Source organism: Pantoea hericii (assembly GCF_014155795.1).
GTDB classification, from domain to species: domain Bacteria; phylum Pseudomonadota; class Gammaproteobacteria; order Enterobacterales; family Enterobacteriaceae; genus Pantoea; species Pantoea eucalypti.
The window spans coordinates 321,059-347,921 of sequence record NZ_SCKV01000001.1 but is presented as its reverse complement, the minus strand read 5'-3'; the positions used below and the strand labels follow the sequence as shown (position 1 = coordinate 347,921).

Here is a 26,863-nt window from a genome sequence, read left to right as displayed (position 1 = left end):
ACAGGCGAGGAATGATGAGTTATAAGATTAATCTGCTGTTTATGTCGATTTTAATTCTGACGGCGGCGGGCTGTGATCAATCAGCACCGACAACAGCGATGGTGCTGGAAGGAAAAACCATGGGCACCGTCTGGCGGGTGAGCCTGGCGGGTGTTGAGAGTAAGCGTAAAGCGGCCTTACAGCAGCGGATTCAGCAGCAGCTGGACGCGGATGATGCCGAGCTCTCCACCTGGAAGCCGGACTCTGCGTTATCGCGCTTTAACCAGAGCCGTGACCTGTCACCGCAGCCGGTGAGTGAAAACATGGCGGACATTGTCACGACCTCGCTGCGGATTGGCCGTAAAACCGGCGGGGCGATGGACATTACCGTCGGTCCACTGGTTAATTTATGGGGCTTTGGCCCGACGAAACAGCCCATCCATACACCGGATGTAGCCCAAATTGCCGCCGCCCGTGCGCAGACCGGATTGCAGCATCTGAGAGTGCTGCAGGGTGCGGATGGACAATGGTTGCAGAAAGATTTGCCAGAGCTCTATGTCGATCTCTCGACGGTGGGTGAGGGCTTTGCCACCGATCATCTGGCACGGCTGATGGAGCAGCTCGGTATCAACAACTATCTGGTGTCAGTCGGCGGTGCCGTGCTGAGCCGGGGTCTTAATGCGCAACAGCAGCCGTGGCGGGTGGCGATCCAGAAACCCACCGATCAGGAGAATGCGGTTCAGGCACGCGTGAGTCTGCAGGGACACGGTATCAGTACATCCGGCAGTTATCGCAACTATTATGAACTGGACGGCAAGCGCATTTCTCATGTGATCGATCCCGTTACCGGACGACCCATTGAGCATAAACTGGTTTCTGCCACGGTGATTGCCACCACGGCGCTGGAAGCCGATGGCTGGGACACCGGACTGATGGTGCTCGGCACCGAGAAAGCCAAAGCGCTGGCAATTGAACAGCATCTGGCGGTCTATCTGATCAGCAAGCAGGGCGATAAATTTGTCAGCTGGATGTCGCCGCAGTTTGCTGCTTTTCTGATTCCCGCTGAATCCGGAGAACCCTGATGTTAGATCTTTTTAGTGAAGAGCAACCCTGGCAGGAGCCGCTGGCGGAGGGGGCCGTGATCCTGCGGCGCCGCGCACGTGATGACGCAGAGGCGCTGTATCAGCAGATACTGGCGATTGCGGATCAGAACCCCTTTGCCCATCGCATTACGCCGGGTGGCCATCGCATGTCGGTGGCGATGACCAACTGCGGCGATTTTGGCTGGTCGGTGGATTCACGCGGCTACAATTATCAGCAGCAGGATAACCTCAATGGCCGCAAATGGCCGCCCATGCCACCGCTGTTTCGCGAGCTGGCGCAGCAGGCCGCGGCGGAGGCGGGCTTTCCTGGCTTTAATCCGGATGCCTGTCTGCTTAATCGCTATGAACCGGGTGCGAAGCTGACGCTGCATCAGGATAAAGATGAGAAAGACCTGCACCAGCCCATCGTTTCGGTGTCGCTGGGTCTGCCGGCCGTGTTTCAGTTCGGTGGCTTCGAACGGGGCGACAGCACCCAGCGTGTGCTGCTTGAGCATGGTGATATTGTGGTGTGGGGCGGGCCGTCGCGCCTGCGTTACCACGGCATTTTGCCGCTTAAGCCAGGCGTGCATCCGCTGGCCGGCGCCTGGCGTTATAACCTGACATTTCGTCGCGCCTTTTAACCCACTACGGCAGTCACGGCGTGGTGAGAATAACTATTGCTATCATTTGGCATCCCATTAAACTGCAGGCTGTTTTTTAGCTGATGGATTGCCTGCATGACGTTGTTAAGCGTTGTTTTTCGCCAGTTTCGCTGGCCTTTTATCGGGGTCATTGCCCTGACGTTGTTAAGCGCCGTGCTGGGTATCGGCATGATCGCCTTTATCAACCGCGAAATGATTGTCGCCATCAACACCTCATTCGCGGTGCTGCCGCAGTTCCTGTTGCAGCTGGTGGTGCTGATGGCGGTGACGCTGGCTTCGCAGCTGGCACTGACGATGCTCGGGCATCAGTTTGTCTGGCGACTGCGTGGCGAGTTCATCAAGCGAATCCTTGATAGCCGGGTTGAACGCATCGAGCAACTCGGCAGTGCACAACTGCTGGCGGGACTGACCAGCGACGTGCGAGCAATTACGCTGGCTTTTGTGCGTCTGCCGGAGCTGTTTCAGGGCGTAATCATTACCCTCGGCTCAGCCATCTATCTCGCGTGGCTGTCACCAAAAATGCTGCTGGTGACCAGTCTCTGGCTGGGTGTGACGCTGGTGGGCGGCTGGATGCTGGTCTCGCGGGTTTACCAGCACATGGCAAAGTTGCGCGAAATCGAAGACAACCTCTATCGTGATTACCAGACGGTGATTGAGGGGCGTAAAGAGTTACAGCTTAACCGCTCACGTGCGCAACAGGTCTATGACACGGTTTATCAGGAAGATGCCCGCGCCTGGCGTCACCATATTGTGCGTGCCGATACTTATCATCTGAGTGCGGTCAACTGGTCAAATATCATGACCCTGGGCGCTATCGGCATGGTCTTTTTCATGGCTAACAGCCTGGGCTGGGCCAATACTGCTGTGGCCGCGACTTTCTCCCTGACGCTGCTGTTCTTACGCACGCCGCTGCTTTCTGCAGTGGGCGCGTTACCCACGTTGCTCAGCGCCCAGGTCGCATTCCGTAAGCTCAACGCCTTTGACCTCGCGCCTTATCAGGCAGGGTTTCACGCGCCATCGGCGTCGTCAGACTGGCAAACTCTGGAGCTGCGCGACGTCTCTTTTCACTATGGTGACAACGGCTTCCAGGTCGGGCCGATTAACCTGGCGCTGCGCCGGGGCGAACTGGTGTTTCTGATTGGTGGCAACGGCAGCGGAAAATCGACGCTGGCGATGCTGCTGACCGGGCTGTATCAACCGCAGTCCGGCACGCTGCTGCTGGATGGTAAAGCGATCACGGCAGACGAGCTGGATGTCTGGCGCAGTCAGTTCTCCGCGGTCTTTACCGACCTGCATCTGTTTGACCGGTTAATCGGGCGGGAAGGCGTTGCCGCCAATCCGGCGCTGGTGCAGCAGTGGCTGGAAAGGCTGAAGATGCAGGACAAGCTGAAGATTGAAGGCAATAAAGTGCTCAATCTGCGGCTCTCAAAAGGACAGAGTAAGCGACTGGCGCTGTTGCTGGCGGTGGCAGAAGAACGCGATGTGCTGCTACTGGATGAGTGGGCGGCAGATCAGGACCCACATTTCCGACGCATCTTCTATCGTGAGCTGCTGCCGTGGTTGCAGCAGGCAGGTAAAACGGTGTTTGCTATCAGCCATGACGATCACTACTTCATTCATGCCGATCGGCTGCTGGAGATGCGCGAAGGCCAGTTGACGGAGCTGACCGGTAATGAACGCGACCTCGCCACGCTCGACTCGGTTAAACGCACCGATACCGGGCTTTGACGGCAGATGGCACACTCAGCAGCTAGCGCGTTAAGTTCCGTGCAGGTCGCTGAACACGGTGTTAACACTTCTGTAAGCGTCAGCAGCAGGCAGCCGTGCTGACTGAACAATCCGTTGGCAGGTGTGCCTCATACGCAGTACATCACAGATAACAGCCCTGTACGGCAGGTCATCTGCAGTGAAGTCGATCCGTTAAAGTTTGCCTCCTGCCAGCGCAGGAGGCCGCGGATTAGTGGGCGAAATGTTGATCAAGCGGTGCGCTGAACCAGCGATTGTTCAGCACGTTTTTGATAACACTCTTTTTGTCTGCCGCTGACAGGGCGTTGTCCTGTTCAATGCGGGTGAGAATATCGTTATAGCTATAAGTCTTATTGCTCATGTAGATAATGGCTTTCTGCTTGTTAGCATCCATCACCAGCAGCGATTCCCCCGCTGCGGCATTTTCCGGTGTCCATTTCTTCCATTCCGGAAGGGTCTGATCGTTGGGTGACCCTGTTGCCAGGAAGTTTTTAATGTAGGAATTAAAAGATTCACCTAATGCCTGAGAGCCTTTTAGCTTCAGCGCATCCTGCGTAAATTCAGCATACTTATTTTTATCCCAAAAAGGCATAAACACGCCGTGGAAAGAACCGATGGCCGATAGTTTATCACCTGTGACAAACGCATCCGTGCCATAACGGAACTCCATCCCATACAGCGGCGCGTTATAATTTTTATACATGCGCTCAGCAGACTGGTTAACATTAAACAGGCTATATAGCAGCCCGCCATAATAATTTGCAAAGGTGTATTTATTCAGCAGCGCGGTATCATTTTTAAGCGAACCGTCTTTCACCTGTGTTGCAAACAGTGGGTCGTTACGGGCGAAGAAAGAAAACTCCTGTTGTCCTGTGGCCATGATGGCGGGGACGGCATTATAATTTTTGGTCTCAAATCCATCCTTCGGGATCACCACACCATCGCGGTAGAGATGCGGGAATTGATTCATGCGAATTCCCGCATCGCCAAAAAGCATTGCCAGATCTGCTGCCGGAAGCTGATAGAGAAAATGACGAACCTCTGGTGAGCCCGACAGGAGCCAGCTTTTCGCTGCGCCGGCATCCGGTTTAATGCCCTGTTTAACGACCAGAGGCGCTATTCTTTGCGCGAAGATGCTTTCCGCTTCATGGTTGTCAGAGGTGGTCATGCCACCACTGAAAACGATGGCTTTGTTGAAAGTATTTTTAAAAAGGGGCGATATAAGCATCGCCATCACGTCTCTGCCACCCGCTGAAAATCCGGAAACGGTAATATTATTTCTGTCACCACCAAAAGCCGCAATATTGTCTTTGATCCACGCCAGCGATTGTTTGATGTCGAGTAAGCTGTAATTACCGGAGTCATCCAGCGGGTTACCATCGTTCAGCGCTTTCAATGGATTAAAGCCGAGTGCGCCAAGACGGTAGTTTACGGTGACAATCACGGCATTGTATTTTTCAGCGATAAACGCCGGCGCGAACTCAGTGGAACTGCCCAGCTGATTATTGCCGCCATGAATATAGACCAGCACCGGAAGCGGTGTGCTGCTCTCTGTCGGGCGATAGATATTGAGATTCAGGCAATCCTCATCACCTTTGGGTCCGTCAGGAGAAACCTGGATACAGTCTGTCGCGGGCCGGGTCGCATCGAAAACGGTTTGCCATGCGTCAGGGGAAACCGGTTTTTTCCAGCGCAGTTCCCCGACCGGTGCTTTTGCATAAGGAATACCGGTCCAGGACAGCGTGTTTTGATGCTCTGCGCCTTTGACTTTGCCTGACTGCGTCGTAATTTCAGGGGAGATCGTTTGTGCAGTGGCTGATGAGGCAAGCAAAAAGAGTAAAAAAGTCGGGGACAATCTGAACAGAGAATTTTTCATGCGTACCTTGTTTCAGGGAAATATTTCTTATACCTGAAGTGTCGCAATACCCACTCATGTCTGGCTCACAAAACAGCACAAATCCAGCCATTATCGCGTGTTACTCTTTTTTAGTGGTGAAATATGCCTGTGGCTGGCGGAACGCATCGACCCTGTTGTGCCTCTGCTTATTGTGAATTCTGCTTTAGTGGTGGTTGCAAATTACAAGGTGACAGGACAGGAAAAATCACACTGGCGTTCTGTTTAAACGCTTTTTTAAATCCGATGCATAATCAGCGTGATCACCTGATTATCGCGCCACATAAACTCCGCCTCCAGTAACGTCCCCATCGCAAAACAGCCACCGAAGTCCTGAGCCAGTTGCAGCGTCGCGCGCTGCTGTGCGAAATCTACCGACACCAGTGCAGCATCCAGAAAATCCATCGGCTGAAGCAGTTGTGGCCACAGCGCTTTATAAAGGCTCTCTTTGAGGGAGAAGAGCAGCGTCGCCGCAGTACTGAAGGAGACGGGCAGCGTCTGCAACAGATGCTGTTCCTGCGCATTCATCAACAACTCTGCCGTTTCCTGCGCCGTCGTCTCTGACATCAACTGCTCAACATCGACGCCAACCGCACAGCGTTGCCGGGTTGCCGCTACCACGACCACACCGGCACTGTGCGACAGCGACGCCTGAACGCCAGCGGGCCAGCAGGGGGAGCGATCGGGTGCGTTGGTCAGGATGAAATCGGCAATGCCCAGCTCTTTCATTACCGACCGGACCAGTAAACGGCTGGCGAGGTATTCAGCACGCCGTTTAGTGACAGCCTGCTGCAGTCGGGCGGGTAAGGGAATACCCCATTCGACAGCCAGCACGTCATGATACTTTTGCGGGTCAAAGCGACTCACCGCCAGCAAATAATCGCTGTGGTTCAGGTGGCTGGAAAGAATAAAGCCGCCTGGAACAGGCGGCAGCGGCAGGTCGGGATAGCGCATGCGAAACCATTTAAGCCAAAAAGGCATTAAATCAGGCACGATGCATCAGGGCAAGCAGCCCGCCGTAATCAGTCGTTGGGAGGAATGGCAAAACTCTTCAGAGAAACAACAAAATGGTGGTGACCCCTGCTGATGCGTGCACCCCGGTCGCACCAGTGGCTCGCCAGACGAAAGAAGTCGTCGCTACCAATGTCATACGCCAGTTCCACTTTGCTAATGCCTGAATGCAGTAAAGCCTCCGCATCTTTCAGGCTTTTCGCTTTGATCGCCATAAAAATTATCCGTCAATTTCTGGGGAGTTTAGAGTAGGCAATTTCTGTGACATTTTTGTTTCAGTTTGATGAAAAGACGCGACTGATGGCCGATTTTGTGAGGCAGATCAGTTTCGGGCGCCCGCGTTAACCTGCTGATTGTAAGAGAAATGTTAACTGCTTCAGCGGACAATTCTGAATGTTAAGCCGGAGAGTGGGCAGAGATAACAGAAACAGAAAGGCCGCGTCATACGCGGCCCTGTGGGTTACTTCTGGTCTGGCGGGGAAGGTTGCTTATCGCCGGACTCGGGTGCTTCGGATGGATCATCTTTTTCGATTAATGTCATGAACTCTCCTCTTGTTACCCACACGCTATTAAGTATAGAACGCTTTGCAGGAGATGTGATGAAAGTTATGTTTTGATGACAGAAACGAAAAAAGCAGCCTTTTGGGCTGCTTTTCAGGGAATTTGGTCGGCACGAGAGGATTTGAACCTCCGACCCCGGACACCCCATGACCGTGCGCTACCAGGCTGCGCTACGTGCCGAACACTGGAGGATTAGTCTACTGGTTATCGTCATGAATGCAAGATACCTGCCGACTATTTGCCTGATAATTAATCAGTTAGCGATAAACCGCTTCTCCTCGGTCAGGACCTGCAACAGCAGCGCCAGCTCTGGCTTGTGATCTTTCAGCGCGTTGCCCTGTGCATCATAAGCGCGATAGCTGCCGTTGTTGTTGAGCACCAGCGTCACCTGCGGCGTGGTAATCACCAGCTTATTCTCTTCACTGCTCGCCACCCAGTCATGACGGCGACGTGCAGCAAACAAATCTTCACCCTGTGAATAGTTCACCGGATTGGTCCGCACATGCAGCAGTCGCTGCATCAGCGTTGCCATTACATCCTGATGATCAGAGAGCCGATCAACAGTTTGCGCCGGTGTATCAGGCCAGTGAATCACCAGTGGCACCTGCAGCGTCTGACGGTTTCCGGCGCTGTCAGGATCGCCATCCAGTGCCAGACCACGCTGCGCCGTAATCATTACGACGGTGTTCTTCAGCAAATCACGCGCCTGCAGACTGCTTAGCACGGCGCTAATCTGTTCATCAACGGCAGGTGCCTGACGGAGATAACTACGCTGACGCGCTTTGCTGTTGTCGCCAGTGACATCAGGCCCGTTCAGAGCAATCCATGAGAACCACGGCGCCTGCGAAGCTTTCTGTTTCTCCAGCCAGTTCTGCCATTGCGCCACGGTGCTGGCGTTGGGCTGGCTGGTTGTTGCAGGCAGTGAATAGTCGGTCAGCAGCGCCTGACGGTAGAGCGGCGGATTAAAGCCTTCCGAGGAGAAAAGGCCAAACTGATAACCCTGAGTACTCAGCGCCCCCAGCAGTGCCGACGGTGTTCGTGATGCCAGAATACCGTTCATGTAACTGGAGGAGATGCCATAGAACAGGCCAAACAACCCTTTCTCAGGCGTATCACCGGCGCTGTAGTGCTGGGTAAAACGCACGTTTTCGCTGGCGAACTGATTAAGCTGCGGCAGGGCTTTGGCAAGCGTAGCATTGTTCAGACCATCAACAGTCAGCACCAGCAGGTTGTTACGGGTGCCAGCATCGCGGAAGGTGATATCGCTCAGCGGATACTCTACCGCCACCGCTTCCGGATCGCCCTGCTGAATCAACCGGCGCTGATACTCCTGCGCATCCAGCAGACCGTGACGTTCAAGGAAGCGACGGGCCGTCATCGGATAGGAGAGCGGCAGATTGGCGCGCTGCATGGTAATCGGGCGATAGAAGTTGGCATCGGCCCAGATATACATCAGGTGGCTGGCAAAGAAAGCGCTGATAAACAGAGCGGCGACAGGTTTACCAAACGAGCGGCGATTCAGGCTGCGCAGCTTCTGCCAGCTCCAGGTCGCAAACAGCATCTCGACCAGGAATATCAGCGGCACGCTGATAAACATCAGCTGCCAGTCGCGCGCCATCTCGCTCTGGTCAGGGTTAATGACCAGCTCCCACACCACAGGATTAAGGTGCAGGTGGAAACGGCTGAACACTGCACTGTCGACCATTATCAGCGTTAGTCCGGCAGTGGCGACCACCGCGGATAACACCCGCATCAGCCGTTGCGACATCACCACAAAGGTCAGCGGGAAGATAATCAGCAGATAGGCAGCGAAAACGACAAAACTAAAGTGGCCAACCCAGCTGGTATAGGCGTAGATGCGCCCCGCCAGCGAAGAAGGCCAGTCGGCGACCAACAGGTAGCGACTGCCTAAAATCAGCGCGAATAAGATGTTAAACAGAGCAAACCAGTGCCCCCAACTGATCATCTGGGAGACTTTTTCGCGGTAGCGCTGCCGGTTGGTTACCATATTATGAAATCAAATCAGCCAATTAATGGGCGTTATCGTCACGCACTGATGCCTGAAGGGCATCGGCGAAAGAACGTGCCAGTGAACGACGTTGCGCCGGAGCGACATCGCTGTTAATTAAGTTGGTCACCATATTTCCCAGAACCATCAGGGAGAGATCGGTGGGGGCCTTGTCCTTGTGCAGGATTTGGGCCATTTCCGCGAGGAGTTGTTCCACGCGTTCGTCACTGTAACGGGATGATTGTGCCATATCGTCGTCTAAGCTCATTTCAAAAGGCGATATATTACCGGAATAGCGCACTTTTTACCGCAATTTTATCGAAAGCAGTACGTTCGCTTCACGCATAGAGTTGAAAGCCGATGCTGGCGGTGTTTGAATACGCGCCTGTGCTAAAAGGAGAGTCTACCATGAGTCTGGATATCGACCAGATTGCCCTGCATCAGTTAATCAAACGCGATGAAAACCAGCTTGAACTGGCGCTGCGCGATTCACTGCTGCCTGCCACCAACACGGTTAACGCGATGGTGGAGGAGTTACACCGGGTTTACAGCGCAAAAAGCAAAGCCTATGGCCTGTTCAATGCAGAAAGTGAACTGGCAGAAGCGCTGCGTAATTGTCGTAAGGGCAACGATGATTTTCTCGCTTTTAGCCGCGCTGCAACAGGTCGTCTGCGCGACGAGCTGGCCAAATATCCGTTCGCTGAAGGCGGCGTGGTGCTGTTTATTCACTATCGCTATCTGGCGGTGGAATATCTGCTGATTGCGGTGCTGAACAGCCAGTCCAGTATGCGCGTCAATGAGCAGATGGATATCAGCAGCACCCACTATCTCGACATCAATCATGCGGACATCGTGGCGCGAATTGATTTAACCGAATGGGAAACCAACCCGGAATCGACCCGTTACCTGACCTTCCTGCGCGGCCGCGTCGGACGTAAAGTGGCTGACTTCTTCATGGACTTCCTGGGTGCCGAAGTGGGATTAGACACGAAGGCGCAGAACCGCGGTCTGTTGCAGGCCGTTGATGATTACTGCAACGAATCCGAACTGGATAAGCAGGAACGGCAGAACTATCGCCAGCAGGTTTACAGCTACTGCAACGAACAGTTGCAGGCGGGCGAGGAAATTGCACTGGAAGATCTGTCGAGCGAGCTGCCACCACTGGGCGAGAAAACCTTCCAGGCCTTTACCCAGGAGCAGGGCTACGAGCTGGAAGAGAGCTTCCCGGCGGATCGCAGTACGCTGCGTCAGCTGACGAAGTTTGCCGGCAGCGGCGGGGGACTGACCCTGAATTTTGATGCGATGTTACTGGGCGAGCGCATTTTCTGGGATCCGGCCACGGACACCCTGACGATTAAGGGCACACCACCCAATCTGCGGGACCAGCTTCAGCGCCGTACCAGCAGCAAATAAAAAAAGCCGGGCTTAGCCCGGCTTCTGTTCTCTGACACGTCGATTATCTCTGTGTATCAGGGACAAAATAAAAGGGCCGGTTTCTCAACCGGCCCTTTTACATTTCAACGTAATTCGCGATTAAGCGCGAACGAAGTCGATGTGGAACAGTTTTGGCTTGAACGGGTGACGCTGAACAGCCTGAACTTTCACTTTAGTTTCTTTGCCGTCAACTGACAGGGTCAGAACTTCGTCGTAGAAACCTGGCTTAGATTGCAGGTTCATTACTGAGTCGTGATCCAGATCGATGGCAACAGCCGCTTCAGAACCACCGTAGATGATGGCCGGGAAACGGTTTGCTGTACGCAGGCGGCGGCTCGCACCCTTACCCTGCTCTTTACGTTCTACTGCATTGATAGTGAGCATTAATATATCTCTTTATTTAAATCCTGCTACAGGCGACCCAGTAACAGGCAGGTTATTCAATACCGCTGATGCACATGCAAAAGCGGGCGGCAGTATAGCCGTTATGCCGGGTGGTAGCAAACGATATACCCGCTCGCCGGGTTCAGCATCCGGTCAGCCCTCGCTGGCATCACCTGTTAACGCAGCTCATTGGCGCGGCGATAGCGGCCATGATAATCGAACATTTTCTCGCGGATCTGCCAGAACTGGCCTTTGGCCCGTGCGACGACAAAATCGGGATGACGCAGCAGCGGCTGGAGTGCCAGGACATCAGCGGCGGTCTGCCAGCCCAGCGGCACGCCGGGGGCGCGCTGATGCGGACGCATAAAGAGCTGTTCAAACGCCTTACGCTGGGCCAGCGTCTGCAGACGAAAGCGTTCGCTGACGCTGGTGCCTTCCTCATCAAAATAGGTCGCCTTCAGCCATTCCCCTTTGGCGTCATGGCCCTGTTCCAGCGTCATGCCACCACAGCGAAGCACCAGTGCGTCTTTCAGTTTCAGCGCCGCTTTCAGCATATCGTCCGGATCGACCAGAATTTTGTCGCACTGGTGACAACGTCGGGCGGCAATATCATTCTCTGCGCCGCAGTCGGGACAACTTTTAAACCGGAAGCGGAAATCACACTGTTCGCGCTCACCTTCGTCATCTTCCAGTACGCCCTGACAGCGCCGGCCAAAATGCTCGATCACCATGCCATCTTCGGTCGCCTTGCCCCAGAAGGTGTTGGCGAAACCGCAGGCGGGACAGAAAACCTGAACCGGCTGATTGTCGCTGGCCCCTTTGGGGGCGCCAACTTCGGGCGTAAAGAGATCGTGCGGATTACCCGCGTAATCGAGAATCAGGCAGTCGGTTTTACCCGGTGAGAGCCGCAGGCCGCGTCCGACGATCTGCTGATAGAGGCTGACCGACTCGGTCGGACGCAGGATTGCGATCAGGTCAACGTGCGGCGCATCAAACCCGGTGGTCAGCACCGCCACATTCACCAGGAATTTCAGCTGCTGCGCCTTAAACGCCAGAATCAGGGCATCGCGCTCTCTGGCTGGCGTTTCGGCCGAGACCAGCGCGCTGTTTTCTGGCAGCAGCCGCAGGATTTCACGCGCATGCTCCACCGTTGAGGCGAAAATCATCACGCCCAGCCGATCTTCAGCGAACTCCACGATCTGGCGGATGATATGGGGCGTCACGCGCTGCTGCTGCTTCAGTTCACGATTCAGATCGGCTTCGCTGAACAGGCCGTTGGACTGTGCCGTCAGTCGGCTGAAGTCATACTGCACCACCGGCATATCCAGTCGTTCCGGCGGCACCAGAAACTGATGCTTGATCATGTAGCGCAGGGGCAGTTCATAGATACAGTCGCGAAACAGCGATTTTTCATCGCCACGCACCATGCCGTGATAGTGGAACTGATAAATCCAGCCTTTACCCAGACGGAACGGTGTAGCGGTCAGTCCCAGTAAACGCAGTTGCGGATTGTGCTGACGCAGATGATTAAAGATCTGCTGATACTGACTCTCTTTATCATCGCCAATGCGGTGACACTCATCGACAATCACCAGCGAGAAGGCGCTGTCGAACTGGTCGAGGTTACGCGCCACTGACTGCACGCTGCCAAACACCACTTTGCGCTGACTCTCTTTGCGCTGAAGTCCGGCAGCAAAGATATCCGCCTCCAGCCCGTAGGCCTGATATTTACTGTGGTTCTGCGCCACCAGCTCTTTGACGTGCGCCAGCACCAGCACCCGGCCACGGGCCAGCCGGGCCAGCTCGGCAATCACCAGACTCTTGCCGGCACCGGTTGGCAGCACAATGACGGCAGGTTCCTGATGGCGACGGAAATGCGCCACGGTGGCATTCACCGCATCCTGTTGATAGGGGCGTAAGGTAAAAGACATGTTGCTCACTTTTGTCTAACTGGCGGCAATTATGCCATGAAAGTGCGGTAAACGCGCTGTCAGGCTGGCGCGGATCACGTTATACTTCCCGCACATTTTCAACGGTTAACCAGGCCGTTTCAGATTCCCTCCGCAGTAACAGGCAAAACGAATTCATGCGACTCGACAAATTCATCTCTCAGCAACTGGAAATCAGCCGCGCCATCGCTCATCGCGAGATCCGTGGCCAGCGTGTCACCGTTAACGGGGAAGTTGTCCGCGATACCGCGTTCAAACTGCTGCCCGACCATGAAGTCGTCTATGACGGCAACGTACTGCAGATGCAGACCGGTCCCCGCTACTTTATGCTGAACAAACCGCAGGGTTATGTCTGCTCAACCGACGATCCCGATCATCCCACCATCATCTATTTCATCGAAGAGCCGATGTCATTCAAACTGCATGCGGCAGGGCGTCTGGATATCGACACCACCGGACTGGTTCTGCTGACAGATGATGGCCAGTGGTCACACCGCATTACCTCGCCACGTCATCACTGCGAGAAAACCTATCGGGTGACACTGGAATCGCCAGTCAGTGACGATACGGCCGCACAGTTTACAGCGGGCGTGCAGCTGCACAATGAGAAGAGCCTGACGAAACCGGCACAGCTGGAGGTGATTACCCCCACAGATGTGCGGCTGACACTGAGCGAAGGTCGTTACCACCAGGTGAAACGGATGTTTGCAGCCGTCGGCAATCGGGTCATTGAGCTGCATCGTGAACGCATCGGTGACATCGTGCTGGACGAGGATCTGGAACCGGGCGAATACCGTGCGCTGACAGAAGACGAGATCGCCAGTATTGGTCTGCCGAAAGAGCTGCAGACAAAATAACCGGGCGGGCCAGGCGGCCCGACCCAGACTCATTTGTGCAGGAGAAGGTGTGCGTAAGGAAAAGAACTCGCCAACAGGACTGGTCGTCATCCTCGGTCTGTTAGCCATGCTGATGCCGTTGTCGATTGACATGTATCTGCCTGCCATGCCGCAGATTGCGCGTGAGTTCGGGGTGTCAGCCGGTAGCGTGCAGATGTCGCTTAACCTCTACATCCTTGGCTTCGCGATTGGCCAGCTTATCTATGGGCCCCTGGCAGACAGCTATGGGCGTAAGCCGGTAATTGCACTCGGCACGCTGATCTTTGCCTGCGCCGCTGCGGCCTGTGCACTGTCACAAACCATCGACCAGCTGATTCTGATGCGCTTCCTGCACGGACTTTCTGCCGCCGCAGCCAGTGTGGTGATCAACGCGCTGATGCGTGACAGTTACTCGAAAGAGGACTTCTCGCGCATGATGTCCTTTGTGATGCTGATTACCACCATCGCGCCGCTGCTGGCGCCGATCATCGGTGGCTGGCTGCTGGTGCTCTGGAGCTGGCACGCAATTTTCTGGGCGCTCGCGGGAGCGGCATTAGTGACCACCGTGCTGGTAACCACACAAATCCGCGAAACCCTGAAGCCGGAGCAGCGACAGCGTTTTCATCTGCGCACCACGCTCGGCAATTTCGTGACGCTGTTTCGCCACAAACGGGCGTTCAGTTACATGCTGTCGAGCGGCTTATCCTTTGCCGGGCTCTTTACTTTTCTCAATGCCGGCCCCTTTGTTTACATTGAGCTGAATCACGTCTCACCGCAAAACTTTGGCTACTACTTTGGTCTCAACGTGGTGTTTCTGTTTGTCCTGACGCTGATTAACAGCCGTGCCGTGCGCCGCTTTGGCCCGGTGGCGATGTTCCGGCTGGGGCTGCTGATACAGTTCTGCATGGGCATCTGGTTGCTGGTTGTCAGCGCCTTCAGCCTCGGCTTTTTGCCGCTGGTGATGGGAATCGCGATGTTTATCGGCTGCGTGTCGATGGTCTCATCGAATGCGATGGCGGTGATCCTGGATGAGTTTCCGCATATGGCCGGAACGGCATCCTCTCTGGCGGGCACGCTGCGTTTTGGCGTGGGTGCTTTTGTCGGTGCACTGCTGTCGCTGGTGAGTTTCAACAGCGCCTGGCCGATGGTCGGCACAATTGCCCTGTGCGCGACAATTTCTCTGCTGCTCTTCTTCTACGCTTCACGTCCCCGCACTGCGACCCGTTAACCGGGCGCAGTGGTTTCTTCCCCGATTGCCCGCAGTGATGCATATCCCGACGGTTTTGTTTCTTTATTGTGAAAATTTTTAGTTAAAAAAGTAATCACAATGCGTCTAAAATGATTGTTAACGGTGAGTGAACGCGGTACATATAGGCTGAAGTGCGATGTAAGTCGCAAAAATGCGCTTCTGCAATCCGCACGGATGGGCCTCCCTGTCCGGACTCTGCGGTGAATGACCCGCTGGCTGCGGGCAGGTCGGTGTTGCGACATAAACTCATCCGGGGAAAGTAAACTATGCTGCAACTTTCAATTGTGCATCGTCTGCCACAGCATTTTCGCTGGGCCAGCGATCACCACAGCGCCATTGATTCTGATGATGCAACGCTGGATGAGCAGGATTTCGTGGCGCTGCGATTGATCAGCCATGACGGCATTCCGGCGTGGGAGATTCTGCAGCAGTTAAAAGAGGTTCTGGCGGATATTCAGGTTGATTGCAAAGTTGCTGAGTGCGAAGGGCAGCCCTGCCTGTTCATTCAGCGTCGTGACGAAAGTGCCACTAACTGCTGTTTGAAAAATCAGGGCGTGGCGATAGCAGAAACCTTTATTGGAGGTTAAGCTGCGCCGACTGCAGTAGCTCGCGGGTATAATCTGCCACGGGTGAAGCAAACAGCCTTTCACACTCGCCCTGTTCCACGACCTCTCCCTGGCACAGCACGATAAGCTGGTGGCACAGCGCGCGAACCACATCCAGGTCGTGACTGATAAACAGATAACTGAGCTGCCGCTGCTGCTGCAAACGGCGTAACAGCGTCAGAATTTGCTTCTGCACCGTGCGATCCAGCGATGAAGTCGGTTCATCCAGCACCAGCAACTCCGGCTCCAGAATCAATGCCCGCGCAATAGCAATACGCTGTCGCTGACCGCCAGAAAATTCGGCCGGATAACGATGGCGACTTTCCGCTTCAAGCCCCACTTCCTCCATGACGGCGATAACCCGCTGCGTCTGCTGCACACTGTCGAGTTCAGGCTGATGTACCGCCAGACCCTCAGCAATAATCTGCTGCACCGTCATGCGCGGATTGAGTGAGGAGTTAGGGTCCTGAAACACCACCTGAATACGCTGACGCAGCGGCAACAGTTGCTGACGCGACAGTTGATGCAGCGGCTGACCGTCAAACCAGATCTCGCCGCGTGAGGCAATCAGCCGCAGCAGTGCCAGCCCGGTGGTGCTTTTACCCGAGCCGGACTCACCCACCAGGCCCAGACTTTCGCCACGCCGCAGGCTAAAACTCAATCCGGAAAGCACCCGCTTTTCACTGTTCTGGCGACGGAACAGCCCGCGCCGCTGTGTAAAGCTCACCTGAAGCTGCCCGACACGAAGAAGAATGGGCGACGCTGCGGGCAGCGGAACGGCTTTTCCCTCCGGTTCCGCAGCCAGCAACTGCTGGCTGTAAGGATGCTGCGGCTGGTTCATCAGGGTCTGGCAGCGATTCTGCTCCACGATGTGACCGTTGCGCATCACGCTGACATTATCTGCCAGCTGACGCACAATATTCAGGTTATGCGTGATGAACAGCATGCCCATGTTCAGCTCACGTTGCAGTTCGCGCAGCAGCGTCAGGATCTGGGCCTGAACCGTCACATCCAGTGCCGTGGTCGGCTCATCGGCAATCAGCAGCTGCGGCTCGGTCAGCAGCGCCATGGCAATCATCACCCGCTGGCGTTCACCGCCGGAAAGCTGGTGGGGAAAATCATTGAGCCGGGTGGCGGGCTGCCGGATACCGACCCGATCGAGCACGCTGAGAATCTCACCGCGTGCGGCCGGACGACGCATCCCGCGATGCAGTGACAGCACTTCATACAGCTGCTTCTCCACGGTGTGCAGCGGATTCAGTGACACCATGGGCTCCTGAAAAATCATCGCGATCTGGTTGCCGCGAATACCCCGCAGACGCTGCTCGCGGGCGCGCAGCAGATCTTCACCGTTAAACAGAATCTCGCCGCTGGGATAAATCACTGAAGCCTCATGCAGCAGTCGCATTACCGACAGCGCGGTGACGCTCTTGCCGGAACCAGACTCACCCACCAGCGCCAGCGTTTCACCTGCGTCAATGCGCAGCGACACGTCATTCACGACCTGTCGAAGCTGCTTGCCCTGACGAAAGGCGACTGAAAGATGATTGATAGCAAGCAATGGCGTCGTCATTCAGGCTCCTTTGCCCGGATCAAAGGCGTCGCGCACCGCTTCGCCGATAAAAATCAGCAGCGAAAGCAGGATCGCCAGCGTGAAAAAGCCTGCCAGACCCAACCAGGGAGCCTGCAGGTTGTTTTTGCCCTGCAGCAGTAACTCGCCCAGCGAGGGCGAACCCAGCGGCAGGCCGAAGCCCAGAAAGTCGAGTGAGGTCAGCGTGGTAATCGATCCGCACAAAATAAACGGCAGAAAGGTCAGTGTGGCTACCATCGCGTTAGGCAGCATATGGCGCAACATAATCCGGCCATCGCTGACGCCCAGCGCCTGCGCGGCACGAATGTAATCAAAATTTCGGGTACGGAGAAACTCTGCCCTGACAACACTTACCAGACTCATCCAGCCAAACGCCACGGTGACCAGCAACAGCCACCAGAAGCCAGGCTGAATCACGCTGGAGAGAAGAATCAGCAGAAACAGCGCGGGCATGCCAGACCAGACTTCAATCATCCGCTGCCCAATCAGGTCAATTCTGCCGCCGAAATAGCCCTGCACCGCGCCGACCACAATCCCGATGACGCTGGAGAGAAGCGTCAGCAGCAGACCGAACAGCAGAGAGATACGTGTGCCATAGAGCAGCCGAGCCAGTACGTCGCCGCCGTTGGCGTCCGTGCCGAGCCAGTTCTGCGCAGAAGGCGGAGAAGGGAAGGGCACCTGAGTAGCAAAATTAATGGTTCCGTCGCTGAAACGAATCGGTGCCCACAGCGCCCAGCCATTCTGCCTGATGCGCTGCCGCAGCCAGGGATCCTGATAATCCGCCGCTGTCGCCAGTACACCGCCATAGTCGGTTTCGCTGTAGTCAAACAGCAGCGGCACCGTCCAGCGCTGCTGGTAATGCACCAGCAACGGCTTGTCATTCGCGATCAGTTCAGCACCCAGCGACAGCAGAAAAATGATCAGAAAGATCCAGAGCGACCAGTAGCCGCGTCGGTTGTGACGAAAGCGCTGCCAGCGCTGCTGATTCAGCGGTGAGAGCGTCATGAGCGGCTCCCGAAGTCGATGCGGGGATCGACCAGCGTATAAGTCAGATCGCTGAGGATATTCATCAGCAGACCGATCAGCGTGAAAATATAGAGCGTGCCAAACATCACCGGGTAGTCGCGTTGCAATGTCGCGTCATAGCCGAGCAGCCCAAGCCCGTTGAGCGAAAACATCACTTCGATGAGTACCGAACTGGTAAAGAACATGCTGATAAACGTGGCCGGAAAGCTGGCGATCACCAGCAGCATCGCATTGCGAAACACATGATGATAGAGAATGCGTCGCTCTGGCACCCCTTTGGCGCGCGCGGTCACCACATAGAGTTTGCGGATCTCGTCCAGAAAGGCGTTTTTGGTCAGCATGGTCAGCGTGGCGAAGCCGCCGATCACTGTCGCCAGCACCGGCAGAGCGATATGCCAGAAGTAGTCCAGCACTTTGCCATACCAAGGCAGTGTATCGTGCTGCGCAGAGGTGAGCCCACGCAGCGGAAACCAGTCGAGATAGCTGCCACCGGCAAACAGCACAATCAGCATGATGCCGAACAGAAAGGCCGGAATAGAGTAGCCGATGATAATAAAGGCGCTGCTCCAGACATCAAAGGCGCTGCCATTGCGCACCGCTTTGCGGATCCCCAGTGGAATCGACACCAGATAAATAATCAGGGTGCTCCAGAGTCCCAGGCTGATCGAGACTGGCAGGCTCTCTTTGATCAGCCCGATCACCGAGGCGCTGCGAAACAGGCTGTCGCCAAAATCCAGACGCAGGTAATTCCACAGCATCTCGCCGTAGCGCTGCCAGAGAGGTTTATCGAAGCCGTAACGCTTTTTAATCTCAGCAATCACTTCAGGATCCAGCCCGCGTGCGCCACGATACTGATTATCGCCAGGATTAATGTGACTGAAGCTGGCGCGTGAACTGGCGCTCTCCGCCCCGCTGCCGGGCAGGCCGGTTGTCTGACCAAACTCAATATTTGCCAGCGCCTGATCGACCGGGCCGCCGGGCGCGATTTGCACGATAAAAAAATTAAGCGTGATGATCGCCCACAAGGTCGGGATAATCAGCAGCAGTCTGCGCAGAAAGTAAGCGGCCAACGGTGATCTCCTTAGCGTTTACTGGCCGGCAGGCGTCCGGCTTTGTTTGTGTCGTACCACCAGTTTTCCAGCCCTGTACTGTAGGCGGGCTTGCGTGCAGGGTGAGAAAACTTATCCCAGTATGCCAGCCGCTGTTCAGCGTTGTACCACATTGGGATCATATAGGCATTCCACAGCAGCACCCGATCCAGCGCCTGTGCCAGCGGACGAAGTTCAGCAGGATCGTCCTGATGCGCCACAATCTGTTTCACAAAGTGATCCACTATCGGATCTTTAACCCGCGCACTGTTCCACGACGAATTGATGTAGTCGGAGTGCCAGAGGATCTGCAGGCTGGACGTCGGGATGGGCATCGCTGAATAGGCGGTGGCAATCATATCGTAGTCACCTTCCCGTTTGCGCCGCAGATACTGCGAGCTGTCGATCTGCCGCAGATTCAGCGTAATGCCAAGCCGCGAAAGATTGTGCTGCAGCGGGAGTGCCCAGTCGATGTCAGAACCGCTGCGTAACAGCAACTCTGCGGTGAACGGCTGACCGGTTTTATCATTGACCAGGCGGCGATTTTTAATCTGCCAGCCCGCCTGTTTTAACAGGTCAAATGCGGTTAACAGACTGGCGCGGTCATAGCCGCTGCCATCCGTTTTTTGTGGCTGATAGGGCTGGCTGAACAGCTCTGGCGGCAGTTGTGCGCGCCAGGGTTCAAGCAGCGCCCGTTGCTGTGCATCCGGCACACCACTGGCAGCATACTCCGTGTTCTGGAAATAGCTGCTGGCGCGATGCCAGGCTCCGTAGTAAAGCGCTTTGTTCATCCACTCGAAATCGAACATCAGTGAGATAGCCTGACGCACGCGTCGATCCTGAAACAGCGGTTTTTCATTGTTAAATGCCAGCCAGCGGGTATCAATAGCAGCGTCATTGGGCATAGTCTCTTTGACGATGCTGCCATCGTCGAAATGGCGGCCGCGATACTGGGTGGCCCATTTCTTCGCCGAAGTCTCTTCACGCCAGTCGAAAGCGCCAGCCTTAAAGGCCTCAAACGCCACATTGTCATCCAGATAGTAGTCATAGCGCATGCGATCAAAATTAAAACGTCCGCGGTTTACCGGCAGATCGGCGGCCCAGTAATCTTTTACCCGGCTGAACTCAATAAACTGGCCCAGCTTCCAGCGGATAATGCGATAGGGTCCGCTCGACAACGGCGGTGCGCTTAACGGTTCATTAAACTTTTTATCGTGCCAGAATGACTCGGCGATCACCGGCAGCGTCAGTAATCCAAGCAGCAGGTCTTTATCCGGCTTCTGTGCTTCTATACGCACTTTGAGGTCGTTCAGCGCTTTTACGCTAACGCCACGGTAGGCGACGCGGAACTGGGGCACGCCCTCAGTCATGAATTTTTCAAAGGTGAACGCCACGTCGCGGGCGGTGATCGGTGTGCCATCCTGGAAGCGGGCGTGGGGATTCATCTGGATCTCGATCCACGAAAAATCGCTGGCATAGCGCGCCGACTCGGCAATCAGCGGATAATAGCTGCCGGGTTCATCGTCTGAACTGGTGTAAAGCCCGTCATAAAGCGAGCCGGTGTTAATGCCTGGATTGCCGCGTGAGGCATAGCGATTGAAGTTGTCATAGGTACAGATCACCGCCAGGGTGATGCTGCCCCCTTTGGGCGCGCTGGGGTTGGCATAGTCGTAATGGCTGAAACCGGGCGGATATTTTGCTTCACCAGCCTGGGTGAATGCATAGCTTTGCTGGACAGAGGCAGCCAGCAGCTGGGCGCTGAGCAGGCCACACAGCAGTATGAGTCCAAAGCGAAACAGCATGATTCCTCCAGTCAGATGTCCGGGGCGTTTCAGGCCAGGTCATGTCAGGCCTTATGACGACGGAAATAGTCTATCAGCGTTTCTGGCCGTAACGGACGGCTAAAGATATAACCCTGCAAATGCGTTACACCACGATTAATTAACCAGGTGGCCTGCTCACCGGTCTCAACGCCTTCGGCCACACTCTTTAAGTTGAGTTTCTTCGCCAGTTGCAACACGGAATCCAGAACCGGTGAGGTCAGGGTGTCTGTACCGATGCTCTGAACAAAACCGCGATCGATTTTGAGGTAATCAAAGTCATAACGTTCCAGATAGATTAACGCGCTATGCCCGGTACCAAAATCATCAATAGCAATATGAATCTGCTGCTGATGCAGCCAGTCAAACAGTTCTCCGACGTTTTCATCCCGCACCATGGCTCGCTCAGTAATCTCAAACACATAGTTAAAGTGTCCCGCAGGCATGGTATCAAGCCAGTGCAGCACATCCTGACGGAAACCACTGTCAGCCAGATGCAGGGGCGAAATGTTGAGACTCAGGCTGGCATGACGGGGAATGGTATGACACAGCAGATGTGCATCACGGGAAACCAGCTGAAACAGATGCCGCGTCAGCGGAATAATCAGATTCTGTGATTCTGCAAAATGAATAAAGACATCGGGCGGAACCGGGCCTTTCGTCGGGTGAGTCCAGCGTAATAATGCTTCCATACCATAAGGCTGGCCATCATGAGACGTCACCAGCGGCTGATACTCAACGTGAAACTCGCCGCGTTTCATGGCCCGAATCAGCTCTCTGCCGGGACGCTGATACACCGACAACAGTAGCCACCATCCCCCTGCAAACAGCAGCGACAGCAACAGGCCACTTAGCAGGATAGTTTGATAGTCGCTGACTGCCAGAGTAGAGCCGTACACGACAAACTGGAGCGGATACCCTGTCAGCGCCTGCTGGTGCAGGGGCGTCGGCAGGTTTTTATTCTCAATGAGGCCGGACTGCCAGCTGGTTAAGGCGCTGCGCTGTGCCATGAGTGCCATGCCGGTGATTTCCGGTCGCCGGGACGCCAGCAGCTGATATGGCGCGAGAGTGATATTGAGCGTCGCGAAAACGCCTGACTGCAGGCTGCCTGGATTTTTGATCCACAAGGCCAGCACCGGTTTATTCGGCTGCAACGGCGTGCCTGGCATCAGTTGCAGGTCGGTATCGCGAGAAATGTCACTGTGCGGCGCAATCACATTAAGTGGCAGACTAAAACTGCCGGTCGCTGACGAGCAAAAGGCTGTACCGTTATCAACCAGCAGAATGGCGCGAAGGTTTCCGGCAAAGGCGGCGCGTGAGGTCAGTTCACGATCTATGTTATGGCAGGCAGTGTGGGTAAACGGAAGCAGGGGAGTGAGAGTGCTGTTAATCAACGTGGAGAGCGTTTGCTGCAATGCCGTGCGACTGTTCTCCAGCAGTTGCTGATGCTGCCGTTCGCGCTTCTGCCAGGTCTGGTGAAAAGAGAGTACGGCGAACAAAAGAAAGAATAAGCCGCCAGCCATCGCGCTACTGCATGCGATACGGCGAGGAGTAGTGTCACGGCGCCGTAGTGCCCCCGACAATGGCATGAGGTGCTCCTGATAAATTATTATTATGTTATTGCGCACGACTGCTTCGGTTTAAGCGACCGAGAATATAACGAGAGAGTCTGAAATGTCTCGTTATTTATCTGAAATACAATGCTTTTATCTGATAAAAATCTGCCTGCCATCTTCAGGCACGAAAAAAAACGCTGCACAGGCAGCGTTTCTTATTCTCTGGCGAGAGAAAATCGAAGGTGATAATCAGGTCGGGTTACGACTTAATACACGACGCCCTTCACGGTAACGCTTTTTCCAGTAGTCATCATTGAGACTGGAGATCATCACGCCACTGCTGGTAGATGCATGAACAAAGTTATCGTTACCCAGGTAAATGCCCACGTGGCGGCCCGTTGAACCGGCACGGAACATCACCAGATCGCCAGGGCGTAATTTACTGCGGGTGATCTCTTTGCCTGTGTCTTGTTGCTCAGAGGTAGAACGAGGTAATTCTAAGCCAAACTGATCGCGGAAGGTGCGTTGTACAAAGGCGGAACAATCGATCCCGCGTTTGGTATCGCCACCGAGGCGATAGCGCACACCTTTCCAGACGGCGTATTGTTCCATGATGCGCGACTTAACATCGACGTTACGCACCATTTCTTCAAACTCATCCTGAGACGCCTGAAGTAAAAAACCATTGTGGTTGTTAACTTCATGATTCTCGTTATTCGCGTTTTGACTGCTATGGGTACTGCTACAAGCTGAGAGGAGTGTGGCTAGCGCCAATGCGGGCACGATCCGCATTATATATCTCAGTATTGGTTGAGACTTGACCATTATTCGGGTTTTCCTTCGATTTCCTTACGACAAAATTGTCGCCAGCCAGATGACAAAACAGGGAGATTAATAAGCGAAACAGGCTAAGACAAATCCTTAATTACTAAAATGTGTTAATGGACACACTTTAACGGTAAAAAATCTGAATTTTCTGCCGCTGTAGTCTCACTGCGACTGAGGTTAACTGATTACAGACGCCGTGGCGAGTGCTTTTAATCAATTTCATATAGGTTTTTTTGATGAGAATCAAACCGTAACACACTGACTATTTTAGAGACAATTGTGGGGAAATAATGGTGAGAACAGGGGATGAAAGGGAGGTCAATTCGGGGCATAGCCTGCTGTTTCAGTGTTTTCTTAATTGACAGCCTGGTGTGAAGACCCGTTAACGCGTAAGCCGGGTCATAACCTTTTCTTTTCGTGAATTTAATTAGCAGCCTAATAGTGAGGAGCTGTTTTTTATAAGCGCGGGCGGTTATGAACCTGGCGGGTAAACCGACCGCGCTTAACATTTACGTCACGGGCTTATATTTACCCGGTAATTTGCGATAAAACCAGTTAACCAATACGTCACTCGCTGGTGTTAATAGCCACCAGCTCAGTCCGACTAAAACGACCGACAGTGAACCGACGGCAATATCGGTAAACCAGTGCGCGCCCGCCATGACGCGCGGCAGTGAAAATATCACCACAATAGCGGCGGCAACGATAAAACGGCTGAAACCAAAATAACGCCAGATAAAGCAGGCGAAGATGATCAGCATCATACCGTGGTCCCCAGGGAAACTGTCTTTTGAGGCATCTTTAGCGGGAATACCGGTTAATTCACTGACGCGATAAACGTGATCAAAGAATCGCGTCGGACTCGAGTGTTTCACGGGCAATAAATGGCCCAGCTGATTAAGCACCACGGCGGTTAACAACATGGTGATACCAATGGCCAGCATCCGACGCCTGGCCTCTGGCGTTTCCTGCCGCCAGATCGACAGATAAAGCAGACCCATCGCCAGCAGGGATACCGCATCAAAACCACGAAAATTGGTGATAGCGACGATCAGCGCGAAGAGCGGATGAGTGCCCATCTGATTATTGAAGCCAAAGAAAACAGATTTATCGATGCCAAACCAGAAACCGTGTTCAGGCGGCAAATACCAGGAAAGAAACAGCACTATGCCCAGTGCATTGAGCAGCAGGATAGTAATAAGGCGGGTTACGCGCATAATTAAAACTCATTAAAAAAATAACCGCCGACAATACCTGTCTTAGCGTAAACGGCACTTCAACAATGCCGATTGTAGCTGATTCCAGTCGACCTGCTGAGAATGGATGATCTCAATACGGCTATCGGGCGGCAGTGAGGTGAATGTCTCACTTTGCAACTCTTTTGCCTGGCAGTTAATACGCATTGTGCCTTCTGGCGTGCGCATTACCCCTTTAATGCGATCGACCGCTGCCAGCCGGACCCACTCCAGCAGCGCATCGCGGCTAAACAGCGTGTCAGCATCAAACAGCCAGCCGCAGGCGCTATAGCCCTGGCCGTGGTTCAGCGCCCGACGCCATCGCGCCTCGCCATCCAGTCGTAATGCCGCCAGACCGCTGGTCGGGGGCGACGAATGATGATGATGCGGCGCAGGGAGGTCGCGCGGCAGATAAGGGGCATCAAGCAGGGAAAGGGGGATTTGACCGAATTCGGTCTGTATCAGAGGACGAGCAGGCTGCATCTGCTGCTGCCAGTCAGCCAGGCGCTGACGGTCCTCTTCGCTCCAGCAGTCGCGCTTATTAGCAATAATAATGTCGGCGGCAGCGAGTTGATCGCGAAAGTTTTCATTGGCAACAATACGCGGCTCAGCCAGTTGACGAGCATCCAGCAGCGTCAGAGTGGCGTTCAGTTGCAGCCACGCCTGATACACCGGCGCACTTAACATCTGCAACACCTGACGCGGATGGCCCAGACCCGTTGGCTCAATCAGCAGTCGGTCGGGCTTGCTCTTCAGCAGCATATTCAGCCCAACCTGCATCGGCAGACCGTTAACGCAGCACAGGCAGCCGCCGGGAATCTCCTTCAGCGTGGCACCGCGATCGGCCAGCAGGGCACCGTCGATCCCAATCTCGCCAAATTCATTGACCAGCACCGCCCACTTTTCTCCTGCGAGCCGCGCTGCCAGCAGATGGCAGAGCAGCGTGGTTTTGCCGCTGCCCAAAAAACCGGTAATCAGATTAACGCGTGTCATGGGACGCCTCCGCCAGAAAATAACGCAATAGTGTAATACTATAACACTATCGCGATCAGCAGCAGGCTGGCGGTTAGTCAGCGCGGCCCATGTAACGGCGTTCAGCGATATGGATGCGGATGCGGTCACCGTTGCTCAAATATTCCGGAACCTGAATAGAGAGGCCTGTGCTCATTCCGGCTGGTTTGGTTCGGGCGCTGGCGGAAGCCCCTTTAATGCCTGGTGAAGTATCCACGATCTCCATATCCACAGTTTGTGGCAGTTCCAGCGCCAGTACCTGACCCTCCATCGTCAGCACGTGAATGCCAGGGATGCCGCCTTCAGGGATAAACAGCAGCTCTTCTTCGATCTGCTCCTGCTTAAAGGAGTAAGGGGTGTAATCCTCGTCATCCATGAAAATATATTCATCACCATCTATATAAGAGAAGGTGACGCTGCGACGGCTGAGCGAAATCGCATCAATAATCTCGTCGCCTTTGAACCGCTCTTCAACTTTTAAACCGGTGCGGACATCGGTAAAGCGCATTTTATACAGGGTGGCAGCACCGCGTGCGCTTGGGCTCTGGACATCAATGTCTTTAACCAGCAGCAGTTTACCGTTGTGCGTGACGGCCATCCCTTTTTTGATTTCATTGGCTTTTGGCATTGCTGTTCTCGCTATCTTGAGAGTGAAGTGCGCGCAACGTTACGCGTGCCGGTGAAAACTGGCAATATGGTGGTGGCGAAATTTTATGTCAGGCCGCGGCTTTCATGGCAATTTCTGCCCCGGACTGCTATTGTCGCCGCGACTTTCTCTGCCGGAGCACAGCATGCAATGCCGTAGCCAGTGCGGTGCCTGTTGTACAGCGCCCTCGATCTCTTCACCCATTCCTGGCATGCCTGACGGCAAGCCCGCGAACACGCCCTGCGTTCAGCTCGATGACTTACTGCGCTGCAAACTGTTTGGTTCGCCATTGCGTCCTGCCGTCTGCGCAGGCCTGCAGCCTGCATACAGCATGTGTGGCAACTCACGCCAGGAGGCGATGACATACTTACTTCAGCTCGAAGCCGATACTGCCCCCTGAAGCGCTGACGCTGCTGACATTTTCGGTCCACAGATCTCTGCATTACAGCAACCGCGTCAGCCTGTTCACTTTTTATTCCCCATAATCCCCCTGAAATGTGCGTAACGTCAAAAATCTGTTACGCCGTTTGCGCATTCTCTTGCCTCCGGAAAATTGCTGTACCACAATCCCTGAAACGTTTCAGCGGTGACTGCGCCACCTGTTTTCAACAGCATGGCGTAAA

The 26,863-nt window shown here is 54.6% G+C and carries 24 protein-coding genes and 1 tRNA gene; 8 read left to right on the top strand and 17 right to left on the bottom strand.

The features are described from left to right. Window positions 1-11 precede the first annotated feature (11 nt). From apbE to H7K52_RS01545, 3 genes are all read left to right on the top strand, one after another. Window positions 12-1,061 carry an FAD:protein FMN transferase ApbE gene (apbE, locus tag H7K52_RS01555; protein ID WP_003854184.1) on the top strand — a complete coding sequence of 350 codons (1,050 nt, stop codon included), beginning with the start codon at window positions 12-14 and terminating at the stop codon, window positions 1,059-1,061. After that, window positions 1,061-1,702 (top strand): DNA oxidative demethylase AlkB, encoded by a 642-nt coding sequence (gene alkB / locus H7K52_RS01550; protein WP_003854182.1) that lies wholly within the window; start codon window positions 1,061-1,063, stop codon window positions 1,700-1,702. The genes apbE and alkB overlap by 1 nt, the downstream gene beginning before the upstream one ends. 96 nt (window positions 1,703-1,798) lie before the next feature. Continuing rightward, on the top strand, window positions 1,799-3,451 hold the full coding sequence (locus tag H7K52_RS01545) for a multidrug ABC transporter permease/ATP-binding protein (RefSeq protein WP_039659748.1): 1,653 nt from the start codon (window positions 1,799-1,801) through the stop codon (window positions 3,449-3,451). Between the two features lie 229 nt (window positions 3,452-3,680). Here H7K52_RS01545 and H7K52_RS01540 read toward each other — a convergent pair whose 3' ends face one another. From H7K52_RS01540 to H7K52_RS01515, 6 genes are all read right to left on the bottom strand, one after another. Beyond that, on the bottom strand, window positions 3,681-5,345 hold the full coding sequence (locus H7K52_RS01540; RefSeq protein ID WP_182629564.1) for a carboxylesterase family protein: 1,665 nt from the start codon (window positions 5,343-5,345) through the stop codon (window positions 3,681-3,683). A gap of 255 nt (window positions 5,346-5,600) precedes the next feature. Beyond that, window positions 5,601-6,317: a 4'-phosphopantetheinyl transferase family protein gene (locus H7K52_RS01535; RefSeq protein ID WP_182629563.1), complete on the bottom strand. Its 717-nt coding sequence runs from the start codon at window positions 6,315-6,317 to the stop codon at window positions 5,601-5,603. Between the two features lie 68 nt (window positions 6,318-6,385). Further along, window positions 6,386-6,589: a hypothetical protein gene (locus H7K52_RS01530; protein ID WP_003854174.1), complete on the bottom strand. Its 204-nt coding sequence runs from the start codon at window positions 6,587-6,589 to the stop codon at window positions 6,386-6,388. A gap of 449 nt (window positions 6,590-7,038) precedes the next feature. Then, window positions 7,039-7,115 (bottom strand) — tRNA-Pro (locus H7K52_RS01525). Between the two features lie 73 nt (window positions 7,116-7,188). Beyond that, window positions 7,189-8,943, bottom strand: coding sequence for an LPS biosynthesis-modulating metalloenzyme YejM (gene yejM / locus H7K52_RS01520; protein ID WP_182629562.1), 1,755 nt, complete (start codon window positions 8,941-8,943; stop codon window positions 7,189-7,191). A gap of 22 nt (window positions 8,944-8,965) precedes the next feature. After that, on the bottom strand, window positions 8,966-9,193 hold the full coding sequence (locus tag H7K52_RS01515) for a YejL family protein (RefSeq protein WP_010248348.1): 228 nt from the start codon (window positions 9,191-9,193) through the stop codon (window positions 8,966-8,968). Window positions 9,194-9,351: 158 nt separating this feature from the next. Between H7K52_RS01515 and yejK the strand changes: the two genes are divergently transcribed. After that, the gene (yejK, locus tag H7K52_RS01510) at window positions 9,352-10,356 is read left to right on the top strand and encodes a nucleoid-associated protein YejK (RefSeq protein ID WP_033743236.1); all 1,005 of its coding nucleotides are present in this window, start codon (window positions 9,352-9,354) and stop codon (window positions 10,354-10,356) included. A 120-nt stretch (window positions 10,357-10,476) separates the two neighbouring features. Here the strand turns inward: yejK and rplY are convergent, their stop codons facing one another. After that, the gene (rplY, locus tag H7K52_RS01505; protein ID WP_003854168.1) at window positions 10,477-10,761 is read right to left on the bottom strand and encodes a 50S ribosomal protein L25; all 285 of its coding nucleotides are present in this window, start codon (window positions 10,759-10,761) and stop codon (window positions 10,477-10,479) included. Between the two features lie 176 nt (window positions 10,762-10,937). Further along, entirely contained in the window at window positions 10,938-12,692 is a 1,755-nt protein-coding gene (gene radD / locus H7K52_RS01500; protein ID WP_182629561.1) for a DNA repair helicase RadD, read from the bottom strand. A 155-nt stretch (window positions 12,693-12,847) separates the two neighbouring features. On the opposite strand from radD, the gene rsuA reads away from it, so the two are divergent. From rsuA to H7K52_RS01485, 3 genes are all read left to right on the top strand, one after another. Beyond that, on the top strand, window positions 12,848-13,567 hold the full coding sequence (gene rsuA, locus H7K52_RS01495; RefSeq protein WP_105098965.1) for a 16S rRNA pseudouridine(516) synthase RsuA: 720 nt from the start codon (window positions 12,848-12,850) through the stop codon (window positions 13,565-13,567). Window positions 13,568-13,616: 49 nt separating this feature from the next. After that, a complete protein-coding gene (locus H7K52_RS01490; protein ID WP_182629560.1) occupies window positions 13,617-14,813 on the top strand; it encodes a Bcr/CflA family multidrug efflux MFS transporter in 1,197 nt (398 codons plus the stop codon). 287 nt (window positions 14,814-15,100) lie between these two features. After that, window positions 15,101-15,421 carry a YejG family protein gene (locus H7K52_RS01485; RefSeq protein ID WP_003854157.1) on the top strand — a complete coding sequence of 107 codons (321 nt, stop codon included), beginning with the start codon at window positions 15,101-15,103 and terminating at the stop codon, window positions 15,419-15,421. On the opposite strand, the gene yejF is transcribed toward H7K52_RS01485, so the two are convergent. The 9 genes from yejF to yeiP form a co-directional block, all read right to left on the bottom strand. Further along, window positions 15,408-17,012 (bottom strand): microcin C ABC transporter ATP-binding protein YejF, encoded by a 1,605-nt coding sequence (gene yejF, locus H7K52_RS01480; RefSeq protein WP_039659754.1) that lies wholly within the window; start codon window positions 17,010-17,012, stop codon window positions 15,408-15,410. The two genes, H7K52_RS01485 and yejF, sit on opposite strands and share 14 nt — an antisense overlap. After that, window positions 17,013-18,035, bottom strand: coding sequence for an ABC transporter permease (locus H7K52_RS01475; protein ID WP_008926119.1), 1,023 nt, complete (start codon window positions 18,033-18,035; stop codon window positions 17,013-17,015). Beyond that, complete coding sequence (locus H7K52_RS01470) at window positions 18,032-19,126, bottom strand: microcin C ABC transporter permease YejB (RefSeq protein ID WP_003854153.1); 1,095 nt, start codon at window positions 19,124-19,126, stop codon at window positions 18,032-18,034. Before H7K52_RS01470 ends, H7K52_RS01475 begins: the two co-directional genes overlap by 4 nt. An 11-nt stretch (window positions 19,127-19,137) precedes the next feature. Further along, the gene (locus H7K52_RS01465) at window positions 19,138-20,946 is read right to left on the bottom strand and encodes an extracellular solute-binding protein (RefSeq protein WP_182629559.1); all 1,809 of its coding nucleotides are present in this window, start codon (window positions 20,944-20,946) and stop codon (window positions 19,138-19,140) included. A gap of 44 nt (window positions 20,947-20,990) precedes the next feature. After that, complete coding sequence (locus H7K52_RS01460) at window positions 20,991-22,553, bottom strand: cyclic di-GMP phosphodiesterase (RefSeq protein WP_033763094.1); 1,563 nt, start codon at window positions 22,551-22,553, stop codon at window positions 20,991-20,993. A 216-nt stretch (window positions 22,554-22,769) separates the two neighbouring features. Beyond that, a complete protein-coding gene (mepS, locus tag H7K52_RS01455; protein ID WP_071591717.1) occupies window positions 22,770-23,345 on the bottom strand; it encodes a bifunctional murein DD-endopeptidase/murein LD-carboxypeptidase in 576 nt (191 codons plus the stop codon). Between the two features lie 512 nt (window positions 23,346-23,857). Beyond that, a complete protein-coding gene (locus H7K52_RS01450) occupies window positions 23,858-24,565 on the bottom strand; it encodes a phosphatase PAP2 family protein (protein WP_008926115.1) in 708 nt (235 codons plus the stop codon). A 42-nt stretch (window positions 24,566-24,607) separates the two neighbouring features. Then, on the bottom strand, window positions 24,608-25,576 hold the full coding sequence (locus H7K52_RS01445) for a CobW family GTP-binding protein (RefSeq protein ID WP_182629558.1): 969 nt from the start codon (window positions 25,574-25,576) through the stop codon (window positions 24,608-24,610). A gap of 73 nt (window positions 25,577-25,649) precedes the next feature. Continuing rightward, window positions 25,650-26,222, bottom strand: a complete 573-nt coding sequence (yeiP, locus tag H7K52_RS01440; protein WP_003854146.1) for an elongation factor P-like protein YeiP — start codon at window positions 26,220-26,222, stop codon at window positions 25,650-25,652. A gap of 163 nt (window positions 26,223-26,385) precedes the next feature. Here yeiP and H7K52_RS01435 point away from each other — a divergent pair, with 163 nt between their 5' ends. After that, a complete protein-coding gene (locus tag H7K52_RS01435; RefSeq protein WP_003854141.1) occupies window positions 26,386-26,640 on the top strand; it encodes a YkgJ family cysteine cluster protein in 255 nt (84 codons plus the stop codon). Window positions 26,641-26,863: the final 223 nt, after the last annotated feature.